Genomic DNA, 15,568 nt, shown 5'->3' on the forward strand with positions numbered 1-15,568 from the left:
CGTCATCAGTCTTGATCCCCGGCAAAACGGCCCTTTGTCCTCAACGGCACCACATTCGCGCTGGCCGGCTGTTCCGGCTCGGCGCTCTGCGCGGCGACTGCCATATCGGCCCGGGGCAGATAGATCGTCACCGTCGTGCCCTTGCCGACTTCGCTGTCAATCGTGACCGCGCCGCCGGACTGCTGCGCCAAACCGTAGACCTGGGCGAGGCCGAGACCTGTACCCTTCTCGGGCCCTTTGGTCGTGAAGAACGGTTCGAAAACCTGCGGAAGCACGTCTGCCGCAATGCCGATGCCTGTGTCGGTCACCCGCAACGCGACGAATTCACCTTGCAGGCCGGCTGCGTTGTCCTCGCTCGACAACAGCACGTTCTCCGCCGTTATCGTTACCAGGCCACCGTCTGGCATGGCGTCCCGCGCGTTGAAGGCAATGTTGACGAGACCAAGCTCCAGTTCGCCGGGGTCGACCTTGACTGGCCAGGTTTCGGCTCCGACAGCGGCGACCAATTTCACCGATTTGCGCATGGAGCCCGCTATCATTGCGCGGACGGCTTCCACTCGCTCTGCCAGCGAGACGACCTCGGCGCGGGCAGCCTGCTTGCGCGAGAAGGCCAGCAACTGGCGTGTCAATGCGGCGCCGCGCTGGAGCGCAAGTTCCACGGATTCGGTCGCCCGCTTCATTTCGGGATCGGCGCCGACTTTCTTGCCCAGGCGAACATAGCTTTCGACCACCGTCAGGAGATTGTTGAAATCATGTACGATGCTGCCGGTCAGTTGGCCGAGCGCATCCATTTTCTGCGTATGAACGCGTTGCGCTTGCGCCTGCCGGAGTGCGATCTCCGCATCGCGTCGATCGGTGATGTCGCGCGTAATCTTGGCGAAACCAATCAGCTCTCCTCGCTCGTCGCGGATCGGATCGATCACGACATTCGCCCAGAACAGCGTCCCGTCCTTACGGACGCGATGGCCCTCGGTCTCGAAGCGTCCATCCCGTGTTGCCGTATAGAGCGCGCGGCCAGGTAAACCGGCGGCGCGGTCGTGCTCCGTGTAAAACCGAGAGAAGTGCTGACCGATGATTTCCTCGGCCGCATAGCCCTTGATGCGCTCCGCACCGGCATTCCAACTGGTCACCAGCCCATTTGGATCAAGCATGTAAAGCGCATAGTCGGTCACGCCGCCCACCAGAAGGCGGAACTGGCGCTCGCTTTGACGCAAGGCTTCGTGCGCCGCACGGCGTTCGGTGATGTCGCGCGTAACCTTGGCGAATCCTTCGAGCTGGCCTGCGTCGTTATGGATCGGGGTGACGACAACCGATGCCCAGAAACGGCTGCCATCCTTGCGTACGCGCCAACCCTCGCCTTCATATCGCCCGTTTTGCACGGCTGCTTCGAGGACACGGAGCGGCGTGCCTTTTGCGCGTTCTTCAGGGGTGTAGAATTTGGAAAAATGCTGGCCCACGATTTCCTCGGCAGCGTAGCCTTTCAGCCGCTCGGCGCCGGCGTTCCAATTGGTGACCATGCCGCTTGGATCGAGCATGTAGATGGCATAGTCGGTCACGCCGTCGACAAGGATGCGGAAGCGCCGCTCGCTCTGCAGCAGCGACTCATGCGCGGCGACGCGCTCCGTGATGTCTCGCGTGATCTTCGCGTAACCCAAAAGAACGCCGTTGCGGTCCAGTACCCGTTGAACAAGGCCGCTCGACCAGAACCTGGTTCCGTCCTTGCGCACCCGCCACCCTTCGGCCTCGTATCTTCCCTCCGCCTTTGCCGCGGCAAGCATCCTGCTCGGGACCCCATTCGCCTGATCTTCAACTGTGAAAAATCGGGAAAAATGCTGCCCCAGGACTTCCGAAGCCGCGTAGCCCTTTATCTTCTCGGCGCCGGCATTCCAGCTGGTGATGAGGCCATCTGCATCGAGGGTGTAGATCGCGTAGTCGGCGACAGCGTCGATGAAGAGCTCGAGGCGGCGGCTGTCGGAAAGGTGTTGCTCGTCGGCTGTGGTCGGTGGCATTGTCGAACCCGCGTTACGCTCGCATTAAGCAGTTCGTCCGGTGACACGTCCGCAACATAAGCGTGCCTATCCTGCATAGCAACGAGCTTGGACCAATGGCGACATATTCATCCGCTCTCGTAGCCAATCTCAGAAATCCGGGCCATCTGTACAGCTTTGCTCCGGAAAACGAGCCTGGAGATGACGAGGAAAATCCCGTCTCCCGCGAACCCGGCTCTGCCGAGCATGACGAACTCCCGTATAGGGTCGAGTTGTGGAACGCCGCCAAGAATGGTGTCGAACAAGTCCTCGCCGTCACGGCAAATGCCAGTATCGGCTACGCTGCCTATTATGCAGCGACGCGTGAGCATCCGGATCGCTACGTCACCTTGCGGCACAAGAACAATTTCGTTTCGAGATGGAACGGCCCGACGAATTAGGCAGAGGCCTGTCTATGACACGGAGCGCCAATTCTTCCCGTTCGGCTGAAGCGCTGCCCTATCGTATCGAACTCTGGCGGGCCGACAGCCATGAGATCATCGAACGGGTCCTCGCACGCGCCGCTACGGCCCAGCTTGCCCGCGCCATTTTTCAAGCCGCGAGAGACGAGCATCCTCGACGCCGGATCACGCTGCGCAAGGGAAACGGGATCCTCTCCGATACATCGGATTGACGATCTGCCGTCCGGTTTCGAGACGCTGTCCGGAAGTCCAGCGCGCTTACCCTGTCTGTCACGGACAGCGATACATCGCCTTTGTATCAGAAGCTGCGACAAGGCCAGCCTCCCTCCAACGAAATCTTAATGTAAATCAAGCGTAATCCCGACCATTAAAATTGTGCGTATGTGTTGGGGTTGCGCATGCCGGAATATTCTTCCTTCCTCCGGTCGATCCGGATCCGCTACATTTCGGGATTGCTTGTCTTCGCGCTGGCTTCGGCCGCCGTCATGTTCGCGCTCAATCGTGTGAATTCATATCGCCACGAGGTCGATGCTCTCAGCGGCAATTTCGTCATCTTCGCCCGCGACCTGCGCAACGCCACCAATTTCGCCGAGACCACCGGCACCGCCTGGCGCAGCGAGACGCGCGATGCGTTGGCGACCGCCGCGCGCGGCCATTCCGAACGCCTGATGGGCGAGATCGGGATCCTGAACGCCCAACTCGCCGCGATCAGGCCGCGCCTGTCGAACAACACCGTCAACGCGCTGGACACCGCTTCGGTCAATGACGACCTGTTCTGGTCGGCGCGCGACATGGTGCGCAACTTCAACCTGATGGCGGTCGCCCAGAAGGTCGACGAGTGGAGCTACCGCGAGATCCGCAACCAGAACGACCTTTTCGCCCAGCCGATGCTGGTGAAGGTGCGCACCGCACTCGACGAGGAGCGCCGCCTCGCCGATGCTTCCAGCGACCGGCTCCTCCTGTGGGCGAGCGGCCTGCTGTTTGCCGTGCTCGCAATCGCGGCGTTTCTGATCTTCCGGCCGATGGAGAATGCGATCCGCCGCGCCTTCGCCGAGACCGCCGCATCTTTGTTCAAGGCCGAGGCCGCCGACCGCGCCAAGTCCGAATTCCTCGCCAATATGAGCCATGAGATCCGCACGCCGATGAACGGCGTGCTCGGCATGGCCGAGTTGCTTGCCAAGACGGAGCTGACGCCGCGCCAGAAGACCTTCACCGACGTCATCGTCAAATCCGGCAACGCGCTGCTCACCATCATCAACGACATCCTCGATTTCTCGAAGATCAATGCCGGCCAGCTGACGCTCGATCCCGCCCCCTTCCGCCTCGCGGAGGCGGTCGAGGATGTGGCGACGCTGGTGTCGGCGCGCGTTGCCGAAAAGAACCTCGAGCTCATCGTGCGCGTCGACCCGCGCCTGCCGGCCTTCGTCGTCGGCGATGCCGGGCGCTTCCGCCAGATCGTCACCAACCTGCTCGGCAACGCCGTGAAGTTCACCGAGAAGGGCCATGTCCTGATCGATGTCGGCGGCGATGTCGTCGACGGTGTGGTCCAGCTCAAGGTCCGCGTCGAGGACACCGGCATCGGCATCCCGGCCGAAAAACTGCAAAGCGTGTTCGAGAAATTCGCCCAGGTCGACGGCTCCTCGACCCGCCGCCATGAAGGCACCGGCCTTGGCCTCGCGATCGGCGCCCGGCTTGTCGACCTGATGGGCGGCAAGATCGGGGTCGAAAGCGAGATCGGCCGCGGCTCCGTGTTCTGGTTCGCCGTGCCGCTGCCGGCGCATGACCAGCAGGCGCGCGACGAGCTGGTGCCGGTCGACGTCACCGGCGCCCGTGTGCTGGTCATCGACGACAATCCGGTCAACCGCGAGATCCTGCTGGAGCAGCTGAGAAGCTGGAGCTTCGACTGCGCGGCCGCCGAAAGCGGCGCGGTCGGCCTCGCTTTCCTCGACCGCGCCTGCCAGCTCGGCGCCTCGGTCGACTGCATCATCCTTGATTACCAGATGCCCGGCATGAACGGCGCCGATGTCGCCAGAGCCATCGCCGCCGACAGCCGCCTCTCCTCCATCCCCGTCGTGCTGCTCACCTCGGTCGACCAGGTCGATTTCGGCAGAATGGTGATCGATTTCGGCATCGTCGCGCATCTCACCAAGCCGGCGCGTTCGGCGGTGCTGCTGGGCACCGTGATCGCCGCCATCCAGAAGGCGCGCACGCAAGGCGCCAAGTCGCATTTCGTGCGTGAGCCGGTCGCGGCCCAGGCGGCCCCGCCGGCCTTCACCGTCATCCGCGGCCCGGCCGTTCCGGTCCCGGCAGCGCCGGAATCGACAGCCGCGCCGAGCGGCCCGATCGATATCCTGATCGCCGAGGACAATGACGTGAACCAGCTGGTCTTCGGCCAGATCCTCAACGGTTTCGGTCTCAGCTACCGCATTGCCGGCAATGGTCGAACGGCTGTTGAGATGTACCGCTCGCTGCGCCCGCGCTTGGTGCTGATGGACGTCTCCATGCCGGAGATGAACGGCTATGAGGCGACCCGCGCCATCCGCGCCATCGAAGTGCAGAACGGCGATCACACGCCGATCATCGGCGTCACCGCGCATGCGCTCAAGGGCGACCGTGAAAAATGCATCGAGGCAGGCATGGACGATTATCTGCCGAAACCGGTCTCGCCCGACCGCCTCGGCGCCAAGATCGGCACCTGGCTCAGCGAGACGGTGGCGGCGAAGACGGCTTAAGCGTCAGGTAGCGTCTGGCCGCCACCGCCGAGTTCCTTCGCGCCCCCCTCTGCCCTGCCGGGCATCTCCCCCACTTGGGGGGAGATCGGATGCCGCGCCGGATTTCGCCAATCACGAACGTTGCAGGACGAGTGCTGTCGGCGAAGCTGCCAATCTCCCCCCTGTGGGGGAGATGTCCGGCAGGACAGAGGGGGGGCGCTGTCCCGTCAGCACGTCCAACTTCGTGGTACCCAGTCATCGGTTGCGCAACACCACGCAGGCGCCGCCGACGCTTTGCAGCTTGTCGCAGATACCGTTGGCCTCGCCGCGCGAGTCGGCGCCGATTCTGACCGCGTAGATGCCGCGCCGGCCGATCGGCGTGCGAACCCGGCTCACCACCGGATCACGGCTGGCGAGCAAGGCCGGGAACCGGCCCCTGACCCGCAGCCATTGGCCTATCGCCGCCGAGCGGCGGAAATTGCCCGCCACCTGCACGCCCCACGGCTTCACGTTGATCGAAGCCATGGCGACGGTCCGCGACATGATCACCGGCAGCCTGCGGCAGGCAACCGCGAAGCTCATCTTCGGGTCGAGCGGCTGGACGGTGCCGGCATAGGACTTGTCCGAGAACTTGTCGACCGGCTCGCCCATGACGTCGAAGACATAGCTTTCCGTCTCCATTGGCAGGAAGCCGCCCGAGCTCAGCCAGCGCGACACGCGGTTCTCGCCGGCATTGTAGGCCGCGGCCGCCAGCCCGAGATTGCCGTAGCTGACCTTCATCTCGGCAAGATATTTCGCCGAGGCCGGGATGGCCTGCCCGATGTCGAAGGGATCGGCGAGCCCGCGCATCTTGGCGGTGCCCGGCATGAATTGCGCGATGCCTTCGGCGCCGACCGGGCTCACCGCGCCCGGATCGAAGCGGCTCTCCTTCCAGATCAGCCGGGCGAAGAAATCCTTGGGTAGGCCGTTCTGTTGGGCCTGGGTCTCGATCAGATCGCAGACGCGCGAAATCAGGCGCTTGGCGGCCGACTTCGACTGCGGCGGATCGGCGAATGCGTGAGCCGCCGGGATCAGCACGAAAAACAAGAGCAGCGTTGCCTTTAGGAAACGCCGCATCGGTTCATTCCGCGGCGGCTTTGCCGTGTCCGTACCGCTGCTCGATATAGTCGCTGACCATCTTCTCGAAATCCTGCGCGATCGAGGGGCCGCGCAGCGTCGCAGCCTTCTTGCCGTCGATGAAGACAGGCGCCGTCGGCGTCTCGCCGGTGCCGGGCAGCGATATGCCGATATCGGCGTGCTTGGATTCGCCGGGGCCGTTGACGATGCAGCCCATCACCGCGACCTTGAGGTTCTCGACGCCGGGATACTTCTCGCGCCACACCGGCATGTTCTTGCGGATATCGGCCTGGATGCTCTGGGCAAGTTCCTGGAACACGGTGGATGTGGTACGGCCGCATCCGGGGCAGGCCGCGACGATCGGCACGAACTGCCGGAAGCCCATGGTCTGCAGAAGCTCTTGCGATACCTGCACCTCGCGGGTGCGGTCGCCATTCGGCTCCGGCGTCAGCGAGATGCGGATCGTGTCGCCGATGCCCTGCTGCAAGAGGATGCCCATCGCGGCGGAAGAGGCGACGATGCCCTTGGTGCCCATGCCGGCTTCGGTCAGCCCCAGATGCAGCGCATGGTCGGAGCGGGTGGCAAGCTCGGTGTAGACGGCGATCAGGTCCTGCACGCCGCTGACCTTGGCCGACAGGATGATCTTTTCGCGGCCAAGCCCGATCTCTTCCGCCATCTCGGCCGACAGGATCGCCGACTGCACGATCGCCTCGCGCGTGACTTCCTGCGCGGTGAGCGGCGAGCCCTTCGCCTGGTTGTCGTCCATCAGCCGGGTCAAAAGCTCCTGGTCGAGCGATCCCCAATTGACGCCGATGCGTACCGGCTTGTCATATCTGATCGCCATCTCGACGATCGCGGCGAACTGGCGGTCCTTCTTGTCCTTGAAGCCGACATTGCCGGGATTGATGCGGTATTTGGCCAGCGCTTCGGCGCAGGCCGGATGATCGGCGAGCAGCTTGTGCCCAATATAGTGGAAGTCGCCGACCAGCGGCACGTCGATGCCGAGCCGCGACAGCCGCTCATGGATGCGCGGAACCGCCGCCGCGCTCTCGTCGCGGTCGACCGTGATGCGCACGATCTCCGAGCCGGCACGATGCAGCGCCGCGACCTGTGCGACGGTCTGGTCGACATCGGCGGTGTCGGTGTTGGTCATCGATTGCACGACGACCGGTGCGCCGCCGCCGACCATCACGCCGCCGACCGATACGCCGACCGAGCGGCGACGCGGGAAGGGAGAAGAAAAATATCCGGTCATGCCGGCCGCCTTCATCTGGGAGTTTCGGCATGAGGTGGCGGAGCAAAGATGGCTTGTCAATGGCAAGCGGCGTGCCAGCCTGCAAATCGGCTGGAGCCATGCGAAAAATAACAGCCCGGCCGACAGCAAGATTTGCGGCCGAGTTCTCCGGCGATTTCAGTTAAAAAACACCATGCCGGTGGCATTTCTTGCCACCGGAAGTTTCACCGCGGCGGGTTGCGATGATGGTGCCTGGAAGAGCTTCAGTGTGTCGTTGGGCCAGCCTTCAGCTTTTCAATCTCGTCCTTGATTGCCAGCTTGCGTCGCTTGAGATTCACGATTTCCAGGTCGTCGACCGAAGGATGGTTCATCGCATCGGTGAGCTCGCGCTCGATGTCACCGTGTTTCCGCTGCAACTCATCAAGATGGGATGCAAGAGACATGAATGGTTCTCCCTTTCATGGTTTCCTCGATTGCAGCCGTCGCAGGGGCCTCCACCGCAGGTTGCGACTGTGACGGCACCATGACAGTTTGCCACCAACCGATCTCGATGTCGAATGCCACGTGGTAGCATTCCACGACAAAGTGAAATGTGGTAAGGGCTGCCCGCCGGTCACAAACCCGCAAGTCACGGCCCCGCCCAAACAGCCCGATTGGGCGATGCATACGCAGACGGTAGATAATGTCCGAACAGGAACAGGCTGAAATACGCCTCGAATATTCCCGGCTCAAACAAGAACACGCCGATTTCGACGCCGCCATCAACGCGATGATCGCCACCGGCTGCGACCCGCTTCAGATCCAGCGCATGAAGAAGAAGAAGCTGATGCTGAAAGACCGGCTGTCGGCGCTGGAAGACCGCATCATTCCCGACATCATTGCTTAGGGCAATTCCGAAAAGCGTGAGCGGTTACGCTCGGCGACGTCGCGTAGCTTCTCGTTTGGAACTGCGTCAAAACAAAGCGATTGAGCGGTTCGCCGTTTCCGTGAAACGGTGAAACGCTCCAGAGCCGAATGCAGGGTCGCGGCCACGAGGACCGCGCCGGCAGCGAAGCGGGGGCCATTGCGACAATCCTTGCGGCCCTTGGCGAATTCCGCTAAGGCGCGCCTTTGCCGCCGCGGAGCCACACCTTGACCGATCAGCGTGCCGACGTCGCCATCATCATGGGCAGCCAGTCCGACTGGGCGACCATGCGCCAGGCGGCGGAAACGCTGGAGGCGCTAGGCATCCCGCACAGAAGGCTGATCGTCTCCGCGCACCGCACCCCCGACCGCCTTTATGAGTTCGCCAAGGGCGCCAAGGCGGCCGGTTACAAGGTGATTATCGCCGGCGCCGGCGGCGCGGCGCATCTGCCCGGCATGACGGCGGCGATGACGCCGCTGCCCGTCTTCGGCGTTCCGGTGGAATCAAAGGCGCTGTCGGGCCAGGATTCGCTTCTCTCCATCGTGCAGATGCCGGCCGGCATCCCGGTCGGCACTTTGGCGATCGGCAAGGCGGGCGCCGCCAATGCAGCCCTGCTCGCCGCGGCGGTGCTGGCGCTCAACGACGACAAGCTCGCCGCCCGGCTCGACGCCTGGCGCTCGGCGCAGACCGCCAAGGTTGCCGCCGAGCCGACGGACACGCCGTGAGCCTGACGCCGGGATCGACCATCGGCATCATCGGCGGCGGCCAGCTTGGCCGCATGCTGGCGATGGCCGCGGCGCGCCTCGGTTATCGCATCGTCGTGTTGGAGCCCCAGCCCGACTGCCCAGCCGCGCAAGTCGCAAACCGGCAGATCGTCGCCGCCTATGACGATCCGGCAGCGCTTGCCGAACTCGCCGGCGCCAGCGCCATCGTCACCTACGAATTCGAGAACGTCCCGGTCGTCGCCGCCGAAACGCTGGCGGCAAAGGTCCCGGTCTATCCGCCGGCACGCGCGCTCGAAGTCGCGCAGGACCGCCTCACCGAAAAGAGCTTTCTCAACGGCATCGGCATCCCGACGGCGGAGTTCTGTCCGGTCGACAATGACGATCAGCTGACCGAGGCCCTCAAAACGTTCAACGGCAGCGGCGTGCTGAAAACCCGCCGCATGGGCTATGACGGCAAGGGCCAGCGCGTCTTCCGCAACATGCAGACCGGCGGCTTTGCCGGCACCTGCGAGGCGATGGGCAATGTGCCGCTGATCCTGGAATCGCTGGTCGCCTTCGAGCGCGAGATTTCGGTGATCGCCGCGCGTGGGCTCGACGGCTCAGTCGCCGTCTTCGATCCGGCCGAGAATGTCCACCGCGAAGGCATATTGCGCAGCTCCACTTTGCCGGCCGCCATCCGCCCGGAAACGGCAGCCGCCGCCAAGGATGCCGCTTCGAAAATCCTTTCCGCGCTCGGCTATGTCGGCGTCATCGGCGTCGAGTTCTTCGTGCTGGCCGACGGCGCGCTTCTGGCCAACGAGCTGGCGCCGCGCGTGCACAATTCCGGCCACTGGACCGAGGCCGCCTGCGTCGTCTCGCAGTTCGAGCAGCACATCCGCGCCGTCGCCGGCCTGCCGCTGGGTTCGCCCGCCCGGCATTTTGACTGCGTGATGGAAAACCTGATCGGCGACGACATGCTGAAGGTGTCGGCGCTGCTTAACGAACCCGATCTGATGCTGCATCTCTACGGCAAGGCCGAGTCGCGCCCCGGCCGCAAGATGGGTCATTTTACACGCATCATCAGGCCCGGATAACCATCGCTTACTGCATGTCCTGGTCGTCGTCCCCCTCTGGGCCGGCGCAGCTCGGATCGCTCAGCTTGCAGCTGGCGTCGGATGTCAACTGCTTGATGCGTTCATTGGTCAGCGTCGTCAGGCACTGCGAAACCTCCATCGGATGGATGGAGCCGCCCTCGCTGTCGGCGGTCGAATAGGAGCACTCGGCGTCACGAAAGGCGATCCAGGCGCGTTGCGCCGTCTGCAGGAGCTTGTTCGAGGCCTGATCGTTGCTGCCGACGATGTTCTTGTAGGCAGCGTTGAGCTTGGCATCGGCCGCCTGATAGTCGGCATCGGCGCAAATATTCAGCATCGACTGGCTGTCGTCATTGCGGTCACAGTCCTCGGCAAAGGCTGCCGGGGCTGTCGCGAGCAAGGCAAGACAGGCAGGCAAAAGCAGGCGGCGCATGTGCAATCTCCGGTCGTTTCGGCGAGACCGCACCATCCCAGCCGCCCTTGAGTCGCGCAATGCCGTGCTGCCGGATGGCGAATATTTGATATGCCGGCCCACTTGTGGCATTCGGGGCACGCGCACGTGGTTGACACGGGCAAGGCTCCTCGTTTATGAGCCACGCAAGTTCAAAGGCGCGCTTTTTCCGGGCGCGCCTTTAAAATTCGGCCCGGGACGGGCCCTGACCGAACAGGCAAGACCATGAAGATCAAGAATTCGCTCAAGGCGCTCAAGGCGCGTCACCGCGACAACCAGCTGGTTCGCCGCAAGGGACGCATCTACATCATCAACAAGACCGCTCCGCGCTACAAGGCACGCCAGGGCTGAGGCTTGAGCGCAGCTTGCTGTCGCTTGCTGCGCGCGATGTCTATGCCGCGCTGATGTCGATTGCCGGTTCGCCGGCGCTCTCACGCTAAAATCACTTTGACGATCCGCCGTCCGGGACTAGATTCCGGCGATGCGGATTCGTTTTGTATTTCTCGCCGCCCTTTTGCTCTCCGGCACGGCTTTGCCTGCAGGGGCGGAAACGGTGCCAGGCGCGCTGCCGCCAGATGCCGCGCCACCGCCCGCCGCCACGCCGCCGCCGGCCGCTCCGACCAGGCAGGGCCGCCTCGACCAGCTCTTCGCCGAGCTGAAGCGCGAGCGCAATGAAAAGGCTGCCGAGCGCATCGCCGGCCGCATCTGGAACGAGTGGAACCAGTCGGGCAGCGCCTCGATCGACCTGATGATGCAATGGGCGCAAAAGGCGACGGAAGACCAGAAATTCGACGTCGCCCTCGACTTCCTCGACCAGGTCGTGACCTTGCAGCCCGACTATGCCGAAGGCTGGAACCGCCGCGCCACCGTCCATTTCATGATGAAGAATTACGGGAAGTCGATGGCCGACATCGACCGTACCCTGGAGCTCGAGCCGCGCCATTTCGGCGCGCTCTCTGGCCTCGCCCAGATCATGGCCGAGACCGGCCACAAGCAGTCGGCGCTGGAGGCCTGGCAAAAGGTGCTGGCGATCTACCCGATGATGCGCAGCGCCCAGAACCAGGTCTCGACGCTCTCGGAAGAGCTGGCCGGCGAGGGAATTTAGGCAGTAGGCAATAGGAAAGAGAGCAACCTACTGCCTATTGCCTACTCCCCTACTCCCCTACTCCCCTCATGAACCTCATCTGCGCCGCCCTCCTCTTCCTGGTCGCTCTCCTCTTTGCCCTCGCTGGCGTCACCCGCGCCGGTGTCTGGCTGGTCGAGCGACGCAGTCCGCCTATCGGCGCGTTCGCCGAGATCGATGGCGCGCGCATCCATTACGTCCATATCCCGGCGCCCGCCGGCGCCGAGCTGCCGCCGGTCGTCTTCATCCATGGCGCCAGCGCCAATCTCAAGGACCAGATGCTGCCGCTGAGGCCCCTGCTCGAGGGCCGCGCCGAAATGCTGTTCCTCGACCGCCCGGGGCTCGGCTGGTCGGTGCGCGGAGACAATGAGACGTTGGCGAAGCAGGCGGATACCATTGCCGCGCTGATGGACCGGCTGGGAATCCGCGACGCAGTCATCGTCGCCCATTCCTTCGGCGGCGCCATCACCACGGCCTTCGCCCGTCAGCATCCGGGAAAAACGCTTGGCCTCGTCTTCCTTTCGCCCGCCACGCATCCCTGGCCGGGCGGCGCGACCGCCTGGTACTACAACCTCACGGCCACCCCGGCGATCGGCTGGCTGTTTTCCGAAACGCTCGCCTATCCGGCCGGCATGCTGCAGATCGGCGGCGCGACGTCTTGCGTCTTTTCGCCAAACGATGTGCCGGACTCCTATGTCGACAGTGCCTCGATCCCGCTGGTGCTGCGGCCGTCCGCCTTCGGCGCCAACGCCCGCGATGTCGCCCAGCTCTACGACTATGTCCGCGCCGCCGCGCCTGCTTACCGCAAGATCAAGGCGCCGACCGTCGTCATCTCGGGCGATCGCGACAAGGTGGTCTATGCGACAATCCATTCCATCGGCCTGGAACGCGACATTCCCGGCGCCGAGCTGGTCTGGATCCACAATCTCGGCCACAAGCCGGACTGGATCGCGCCCGATCTCGTGGTCGGCGCGATCCAGAAAGTCGCGGGCAAGGATGTCGATCTTCAAGCGATGGCCAGGATGGTGGAAGTGCGGATTGCCGGCGACGCGCATGGCGTGGGCAAATGTCCCACTCTCGAGCAGCCGCAACCGGAACTCGCGCCGACCTGACAGATGTCATCCAAGCGGACCGGCGCACAGAGCCACCGGGATCAACCTGGCATGTACGTCCTGAAACACGGCATAAAGAGAAATCCGGAAAAGCGATGGGGACTGCCGGACCGTATCTTCTTCGGTCACGGCGCGTGTGCCATTCTGGCCGGGGTTTTTCTGAAAAACCCTCCCTTTGAGGGATTTTATGGCGAGCGCATTGTCCCGGCCGACGATTTTGCGGGCAACCATATCTACGTGACGAACGGCGTCATCGCTTTCGACTATCACGGCTATTCCTGCCGTCGGCGGCTCCTCGAACATCACGAAAAAGGCTGGGCGTCGTACAGTCCCGGCTGGCATTGCACGATCACGAAGGTCGATTTCGATCTGCTCGACACGGTCGAACTGAACCGGCGGAAGATACTGGGGCCGGATCAGTATCTATACGACCCAGTTCCACGCGTATTCCGGTTTCTTCAGCGCTTGGACCATCCCAAAGCCGCAGCCAAAGCGCGCGCGATTGCCGCGCGCGTTGACGCGTCTTCATAGAGCGATTCCTGAGAAGTCGACTATGCCCTAATGGGTCTCCGACCCCACATAGGCAATCCGCAGCATATTGGTCGAGCCCGGCGTCCGCAGCGGCACGCCGGCCGTGATGATGACACGGTCGCCCGGCTTGCCGAAGCCTTCTTCCAGCGCGATGCGGCAGGCCCGGTCGACCATGTCGTCCAGGTCGGTAGCATCCGGCGAGACGACGCAATGCGTGCCCCACAAGAGCGACAGCCGGCGCGCCGTGTTGACGATCGGCGACAGCGCCACGATCGGCACCTGCGGGCGCTCGCGCGCGGCGCGCAGGCCGGTGGTGCCCGACGCGGTGTAGGAGATGATCGCCGACAGTTTCAGCGTCTCGGCGATCTCGCGCGCGGCCAGCGAGATGGCGTCGGCGCCGGTGGCTTCCGGCTCCGAGCGCTGCGCATTGATGATGCCGGCATAGGTCGGGTCGGTTTCGACCTTGGTGGCGATGCGGTTCATCATGGCGACCGCCTCGACCGGATAGGCACCGGCCGCCGATTCGGCCGAAAGCATGATCGCGTCCGCGCCTTCGAAGACAGCGATCGACACGTCGGAAACCTCGGCCCGGGTAGGCACGGGCGCGGTGATCATCGATTCCAGCATCTGCGTGGCGATCACCACCGGCTTGCCGGCGCGGCGCGCCGCTCGCGTGATCTGCTTCTGGATGCCAGGCACTGCTTCCAGTGGCATCTCGACGCCGAGATCGCCGCGGGCGACCATCAGCGCGTCGGAGAGCTCGATGATTTCGGGGAGCCGCGCCACTGCCTGCGGCTTCTCGATCTTGGCCATGATCAGCGCGCGGCCGCGCGCGATCTTGCGGGCCTCAGCCAGGTCCTCCGGCCGCTGCACGAAGGACAGCGCCACCCAGTCGACGCCGGTGGCAAGCACCGCGTCGAGATCGGCACGGTCCTTCTCAGTCAGCGCGCCGACCGGCAGGTCGGTGTCGGGCAGGCTGACGCCCTTCTTGTCGGAAATGCCCGAGCCGGCGACAACCGTGCAGGTGATCGACTTGCCGTCGCTCTTCAGCGCCTTCAGCTCCAGCTTGCCGTCGTCGATCAAAAGACGGTGACCGGCCTCGACCGAGCTCAGGATTTCGGGATGCGGCAGATATACCCGCTTCGACGTGCCGGCTTCGGGATTGTCGTCGAGCGTGAAAGTCTGGCCGACAGCCAGCGCTTCCTTGACGTTGGCGAACTTGCCGACCCTGAGCTTCGGGCCCTGCAGGTCGGCCAGGATGCCGATCGGTCGGCCGACGGCCGCTTCGACGGCGCGGATGCGGCCGACCAGCGTGCGCATCAGCTCGTGGTCGGTATGGCTCATATTGATGCGGAAGACATCGGCGCCCGCTTCGAAGAGCTTTCTCAGCATCTCCTCGGAAGAGGAAGCCGGACCGATGGTGGCGAGGATCTTGACCTTGCGGCTGCGTCTCATTGACTGTTTGTTCCCGGAGCGGGGGTCGCTGGCGCGCCTCCCGTTGCGGGCTCGTCGGTCAGCTGGACCATCCAGCTGGCCTGCTCGCCCGTGTCATATTCCTGAAATCCGGCGCGTTGGAAGCCCCGGGCGACGCAATCATTCACGCCGGCTATCTTGAACTCTTTTTCGGCGACGCACATGTTGATCGGGCCGTCCCAGCGCCCGCCACGTTCGGCGTCTTCTGCATAAAGATAGTAAAACCTTGATGACAGCGGACCCTCGATCAGCGTCTTGCAGGTCGATCCTTCGATGTGCCACCAGCCCTCGGTGATCCAGCCGGCCTTGGCGCGATAGCCGATGCCGACGCCCACCAGATTTTGCGTCGCGTTGCAAACGCGGAAGTCGGCCCGGGCCGGCGAGGTCGCGGCTATCGCGAAAAATCCCGCGCCGACGATCAGCAACGGCACGGCCAGGCGCTTGCGCAACCGGCCGGCAAAACCCATCGCAGATCCCCTTGCGAACCACATTTGCATCTCTCGAAGCCCTTTTCAGCAAACTCCGGGCGCATGTCAACGCGCCGTTTTGTTCAATTCCAATCGATTTAGAAGGGCCCGTCGCGCAAATTCTCCCTCGGTCGGGGATTTTTTGCGGAAACCTTGGCCAAACAACGGCATTGCGCCGGCGTCCTCTTCGTGGAATGACGAT

Annotated in this window: 16 protein-coding genes; 9 read left to right on the forward strand and 7 right to left on the reverse strand. The window is 63.8% G+C overall.

Going from position 1 to position 15,568, the window contains the following annotated elements:
• Positions 1 to 5 precede the first annotated feature (5 nt).
• Positions 6 to 2,009 carry a PAS domain-containing sensor histidine kinase gene (locus FJ425_RS10375; RefSeq protein WP_140723197.1) on the reverse strand — a complete coding sequence of 668 codons (2,004 nt, stop codon included), beginning with the start codon at positions 2,007 to 2,009 and terminating at the stop codon, positions 6 to 8.
• Positions 2,010 to 2,104: 95 nt separating this feature from the next.
• On the opposite strand from FJ425_RS10375, the gene FJ425_RS10380 reads away from it, so the two are divergent.
• Both FJ425_RS10380 and FJ425_RS10385 read left to right on the forward strand, forming a co-directional pair.
• Entirely contained in the window at positions 2,105 to 2,428 is a 324-nt protein-coding gene (locus FJ425_RS10380) for a hypothetical protein (RefSeq protein WP_140723199.1), read from the forward strand.
• 419 nt (positions 2,429 to 2,847) lie between these two features.
• A complete protein-coding gene (locus FJ425_RS10385) occupies positions 2,848 to 5,181 on the forward strand; it encodes a response regulator (protein ID WP_140723202.1) in 2,334 nt (777 codons plus the stop codon).
• Positions 5,182 to 5,415: 234 nt separating this feature from the next.
• Here the strand turns inward: FJ425_RS10385 and FJ425_RS10395 are convergent, their stop codons facing one another.
• From FJ425_RS10395 to FJ425_RS10405, 3 genes are all read right to left on the reverse strand, one after another.
• Positions 5,416 to 6,276 carry a lytic transglycosylase domain-containing protein gene (locus FJ425_RS10395; protein ID WP_140546364.1) on the reverse strand — a complete coding sequence of 287 codons (861 nt, stop codon included), beginning with the start codon at positions 6,274 to 6,276 and terminating at the stop codon, positions 5,416 to 5,418.
• 4 nt (positions 6,277 to 6,280) lie between these two features.
• Positions 6,281 to 7,531, reverse strand: a complete 1,251-nt coding sequence (gene ispG, locus FJ425_RS10400; protein ID WP_140723205.1) for a flavodoxin-dependent (E)-4-hydroxy-3-methylbut-2-enyl-diphosphate synthase — start codon at positions 7,529 to 7,531, stop codon at positions 6,281 to 6,283.
• 242 nt (positions 7,532 to 7,773) lie between these two features.
• Positions 7,774 to 7,953, reverse strand: a complete 180-nt coding sequence (locus FJ425_RS10405; RefSeq protein WP_140546366.1) for a YdcH family protein — start codon at positions 7,951 to 7,953, stop codon at positions 7,774 to 7,776.
• A 239-nt stretch (positions 7,954 to 8,192) separates the two neighbouring features.
• On the opposite strand from FJ425_RS10405, the gene FJ425_RS10410 reads away from it, so the two are divergent.
• The 3 genes from FJ425_RS10410 (at position 8,193) to FJ425_RS10420 (ending at position 10,212) form a co-directional block, all read left to right on the forward strand.
• A complete protein-coding gene (locus FJ425_RS10410) occupies positions 8,193 to 8,396 on the forward strand; it encodes a DUF465 domain-containing protein (RefSeq protein WP_040985243.1) in 204 nt (67 codons plus the stop codon).
• Positions 8,397 to 8,641: 245 nt separating this feature from the next.
• On the forward strand, positions 8,642 to 9,139 hold the full coding sequence (purE, locus tag FJ425_RS10415) for a 5-(carboxyamino)imidazole ribonucleotide mutase (RefSeq protein ID WP_140723208.1): 498 nt from the start codon (positions 8,642 to 8,644) through the stop codon (positions 9,137 to 9,139).
• On the forward strand, positions 9,136 to 10,212 hold the full coding sequence (locus tag FJ425_RS10420; RefSeq protein ID WP_140723211.1) for a 5-(carboxyamino)imidazole ribonucleotide synthase: 1,077 nt from the start codon (positions 9,136 to 9,138) through the stop codon (positions 10,210 to 10,212). The genes purE and FJ425_RS10420 overlap by 4 nt, the downstream gene beginning before the upstream one ends.
• A gap of 7 nt (positions 10,213 to 10,219) precedes the next feature.
• Here FJ425_RS10420 and FJ425_RS10425 read toward each other — a convergent pair whose 3' ends face one another.
• Positions 10,220 to 10,642 (reverse strand): lysozyme inhibitor LprI family protein, encoded by a 423-nt coding sequence (locus FJ425_RS10425; RefSeq protein ID WP_140723214.1) that lies wholly within the window; start codon positions 10,640 to 10,642, stop codon positions 10,220 to 10,222.
• A 243-nt stretch (positions 10,643 to 10,885) separates the two neighbouring features.
• On the opposite strand from FJ425_RS10425, the gene ykgO reads away from it, so the two are divergent.
• The 4 genes from ykgO (at position 10,886) to FJ425_RS10445 (ending at position 13,426) form a co-directional block, all read left to right on the forward strand.
• Positions 10,886 to 11,011 carry a type B 50S ribosomal protein L36 gene (gene ykgO, locus FJ425_RS10430; RefSeq protein ID WP_006203764.1) on the forward strand — a complete coding sequence of 42 codons (126 nt, stop codon included), beginning with the start codon at positions 10,886 to 10,888 and terminating at the stop codon, positions 11,009 to 11,011.
• 130 nt (positions 11,012 to 11,141) lie between these two features.
• Positions 11,142 to 11,765 carry a hypothetical protein gene (locus FJ425_RS10435; protein ID WP_140723217.1) on the forward strand — a complete coding sequence of 208 codons (624 nt, stop codon included), beginning with the start codon at positions 11,142 to 11,144 and terminating at the stop codon, positions 11,763 to 11,765.
• 68 nt (positions 11,766 to 11,833) lie between these two features.
• Positions 11,834 to 12,895 carry an alpha/beta hydrolase gene (locus FJ425_RS10440; RefSeq protein WP_140723220.1) on the forward strand — a complete coding sequence of 354 codons (1,062 nt, stop codon included), beginning with the start codon at positions 11,834 to 11,836 and terminating at the stop codon, positions 12,893 to 12,895.
• Between the two features lie 51 nt (positions 12,896 to 12,946).
• Positions 12,947 to 13,426, forward strand: coding sequence for a hypothetical protein (locus FJ425_RS10445; RefSeq protein WP_140723223.1), 480 nt, complete (start codon positions 12,947 to 12,949; stop codon positions 13,424 to 13,426).
• Between the two features lie 27 nt (positions 13,427 to 13,453).
• Here the strand turns inward: FJ425_RS10445 and pyk are convergent, their stop codons facing one another.
• Both pyk and FJ425_RS10455 read right to left on the reverse strand, forming a co-directional pair.
• Positions 13,454 to 14,881 (reverse strand): pyruvate kinase, encoded by a 1,428-nt coding sequence (gene pyk, locus FJ425_RS10450; RefSeq protein WP_095767318.1) that lies wholly within the window; start codon positions 14,879 to 14,881, stop codon positions 13,454 to 13,456.
• Positions 14,878 to 15,366 carry a DUF1036 domain-containing protein gene (locus tag FJ425_RS10455; RefSeq protein WP_095767317.1) on the reverse strand — a complete coding sequence of 163 codons (489 nt, stop codon included), beginning with the start codon at positions 15,364 to 15,366 and terminating at the stop codon, positions 14,878 to 14,880. The genes pyk and FJ425_RS10455 overlap by 4 nt, the downstream gene beginning before the upstream one ends.
• Positions 15,367 to 15,568 lie beyond the last annotated feature (202 nt).

It is taken from the genome of Mesorhizobium sp. B2-7-2, from assembly GCF_006440775.1.
Classification (GTDB): domain Bacteria; phylum Pseudomonadota; class Alphaproteobacteria; order Rhizobiales; family Rhizobiaceae; genus Mesorhizobium.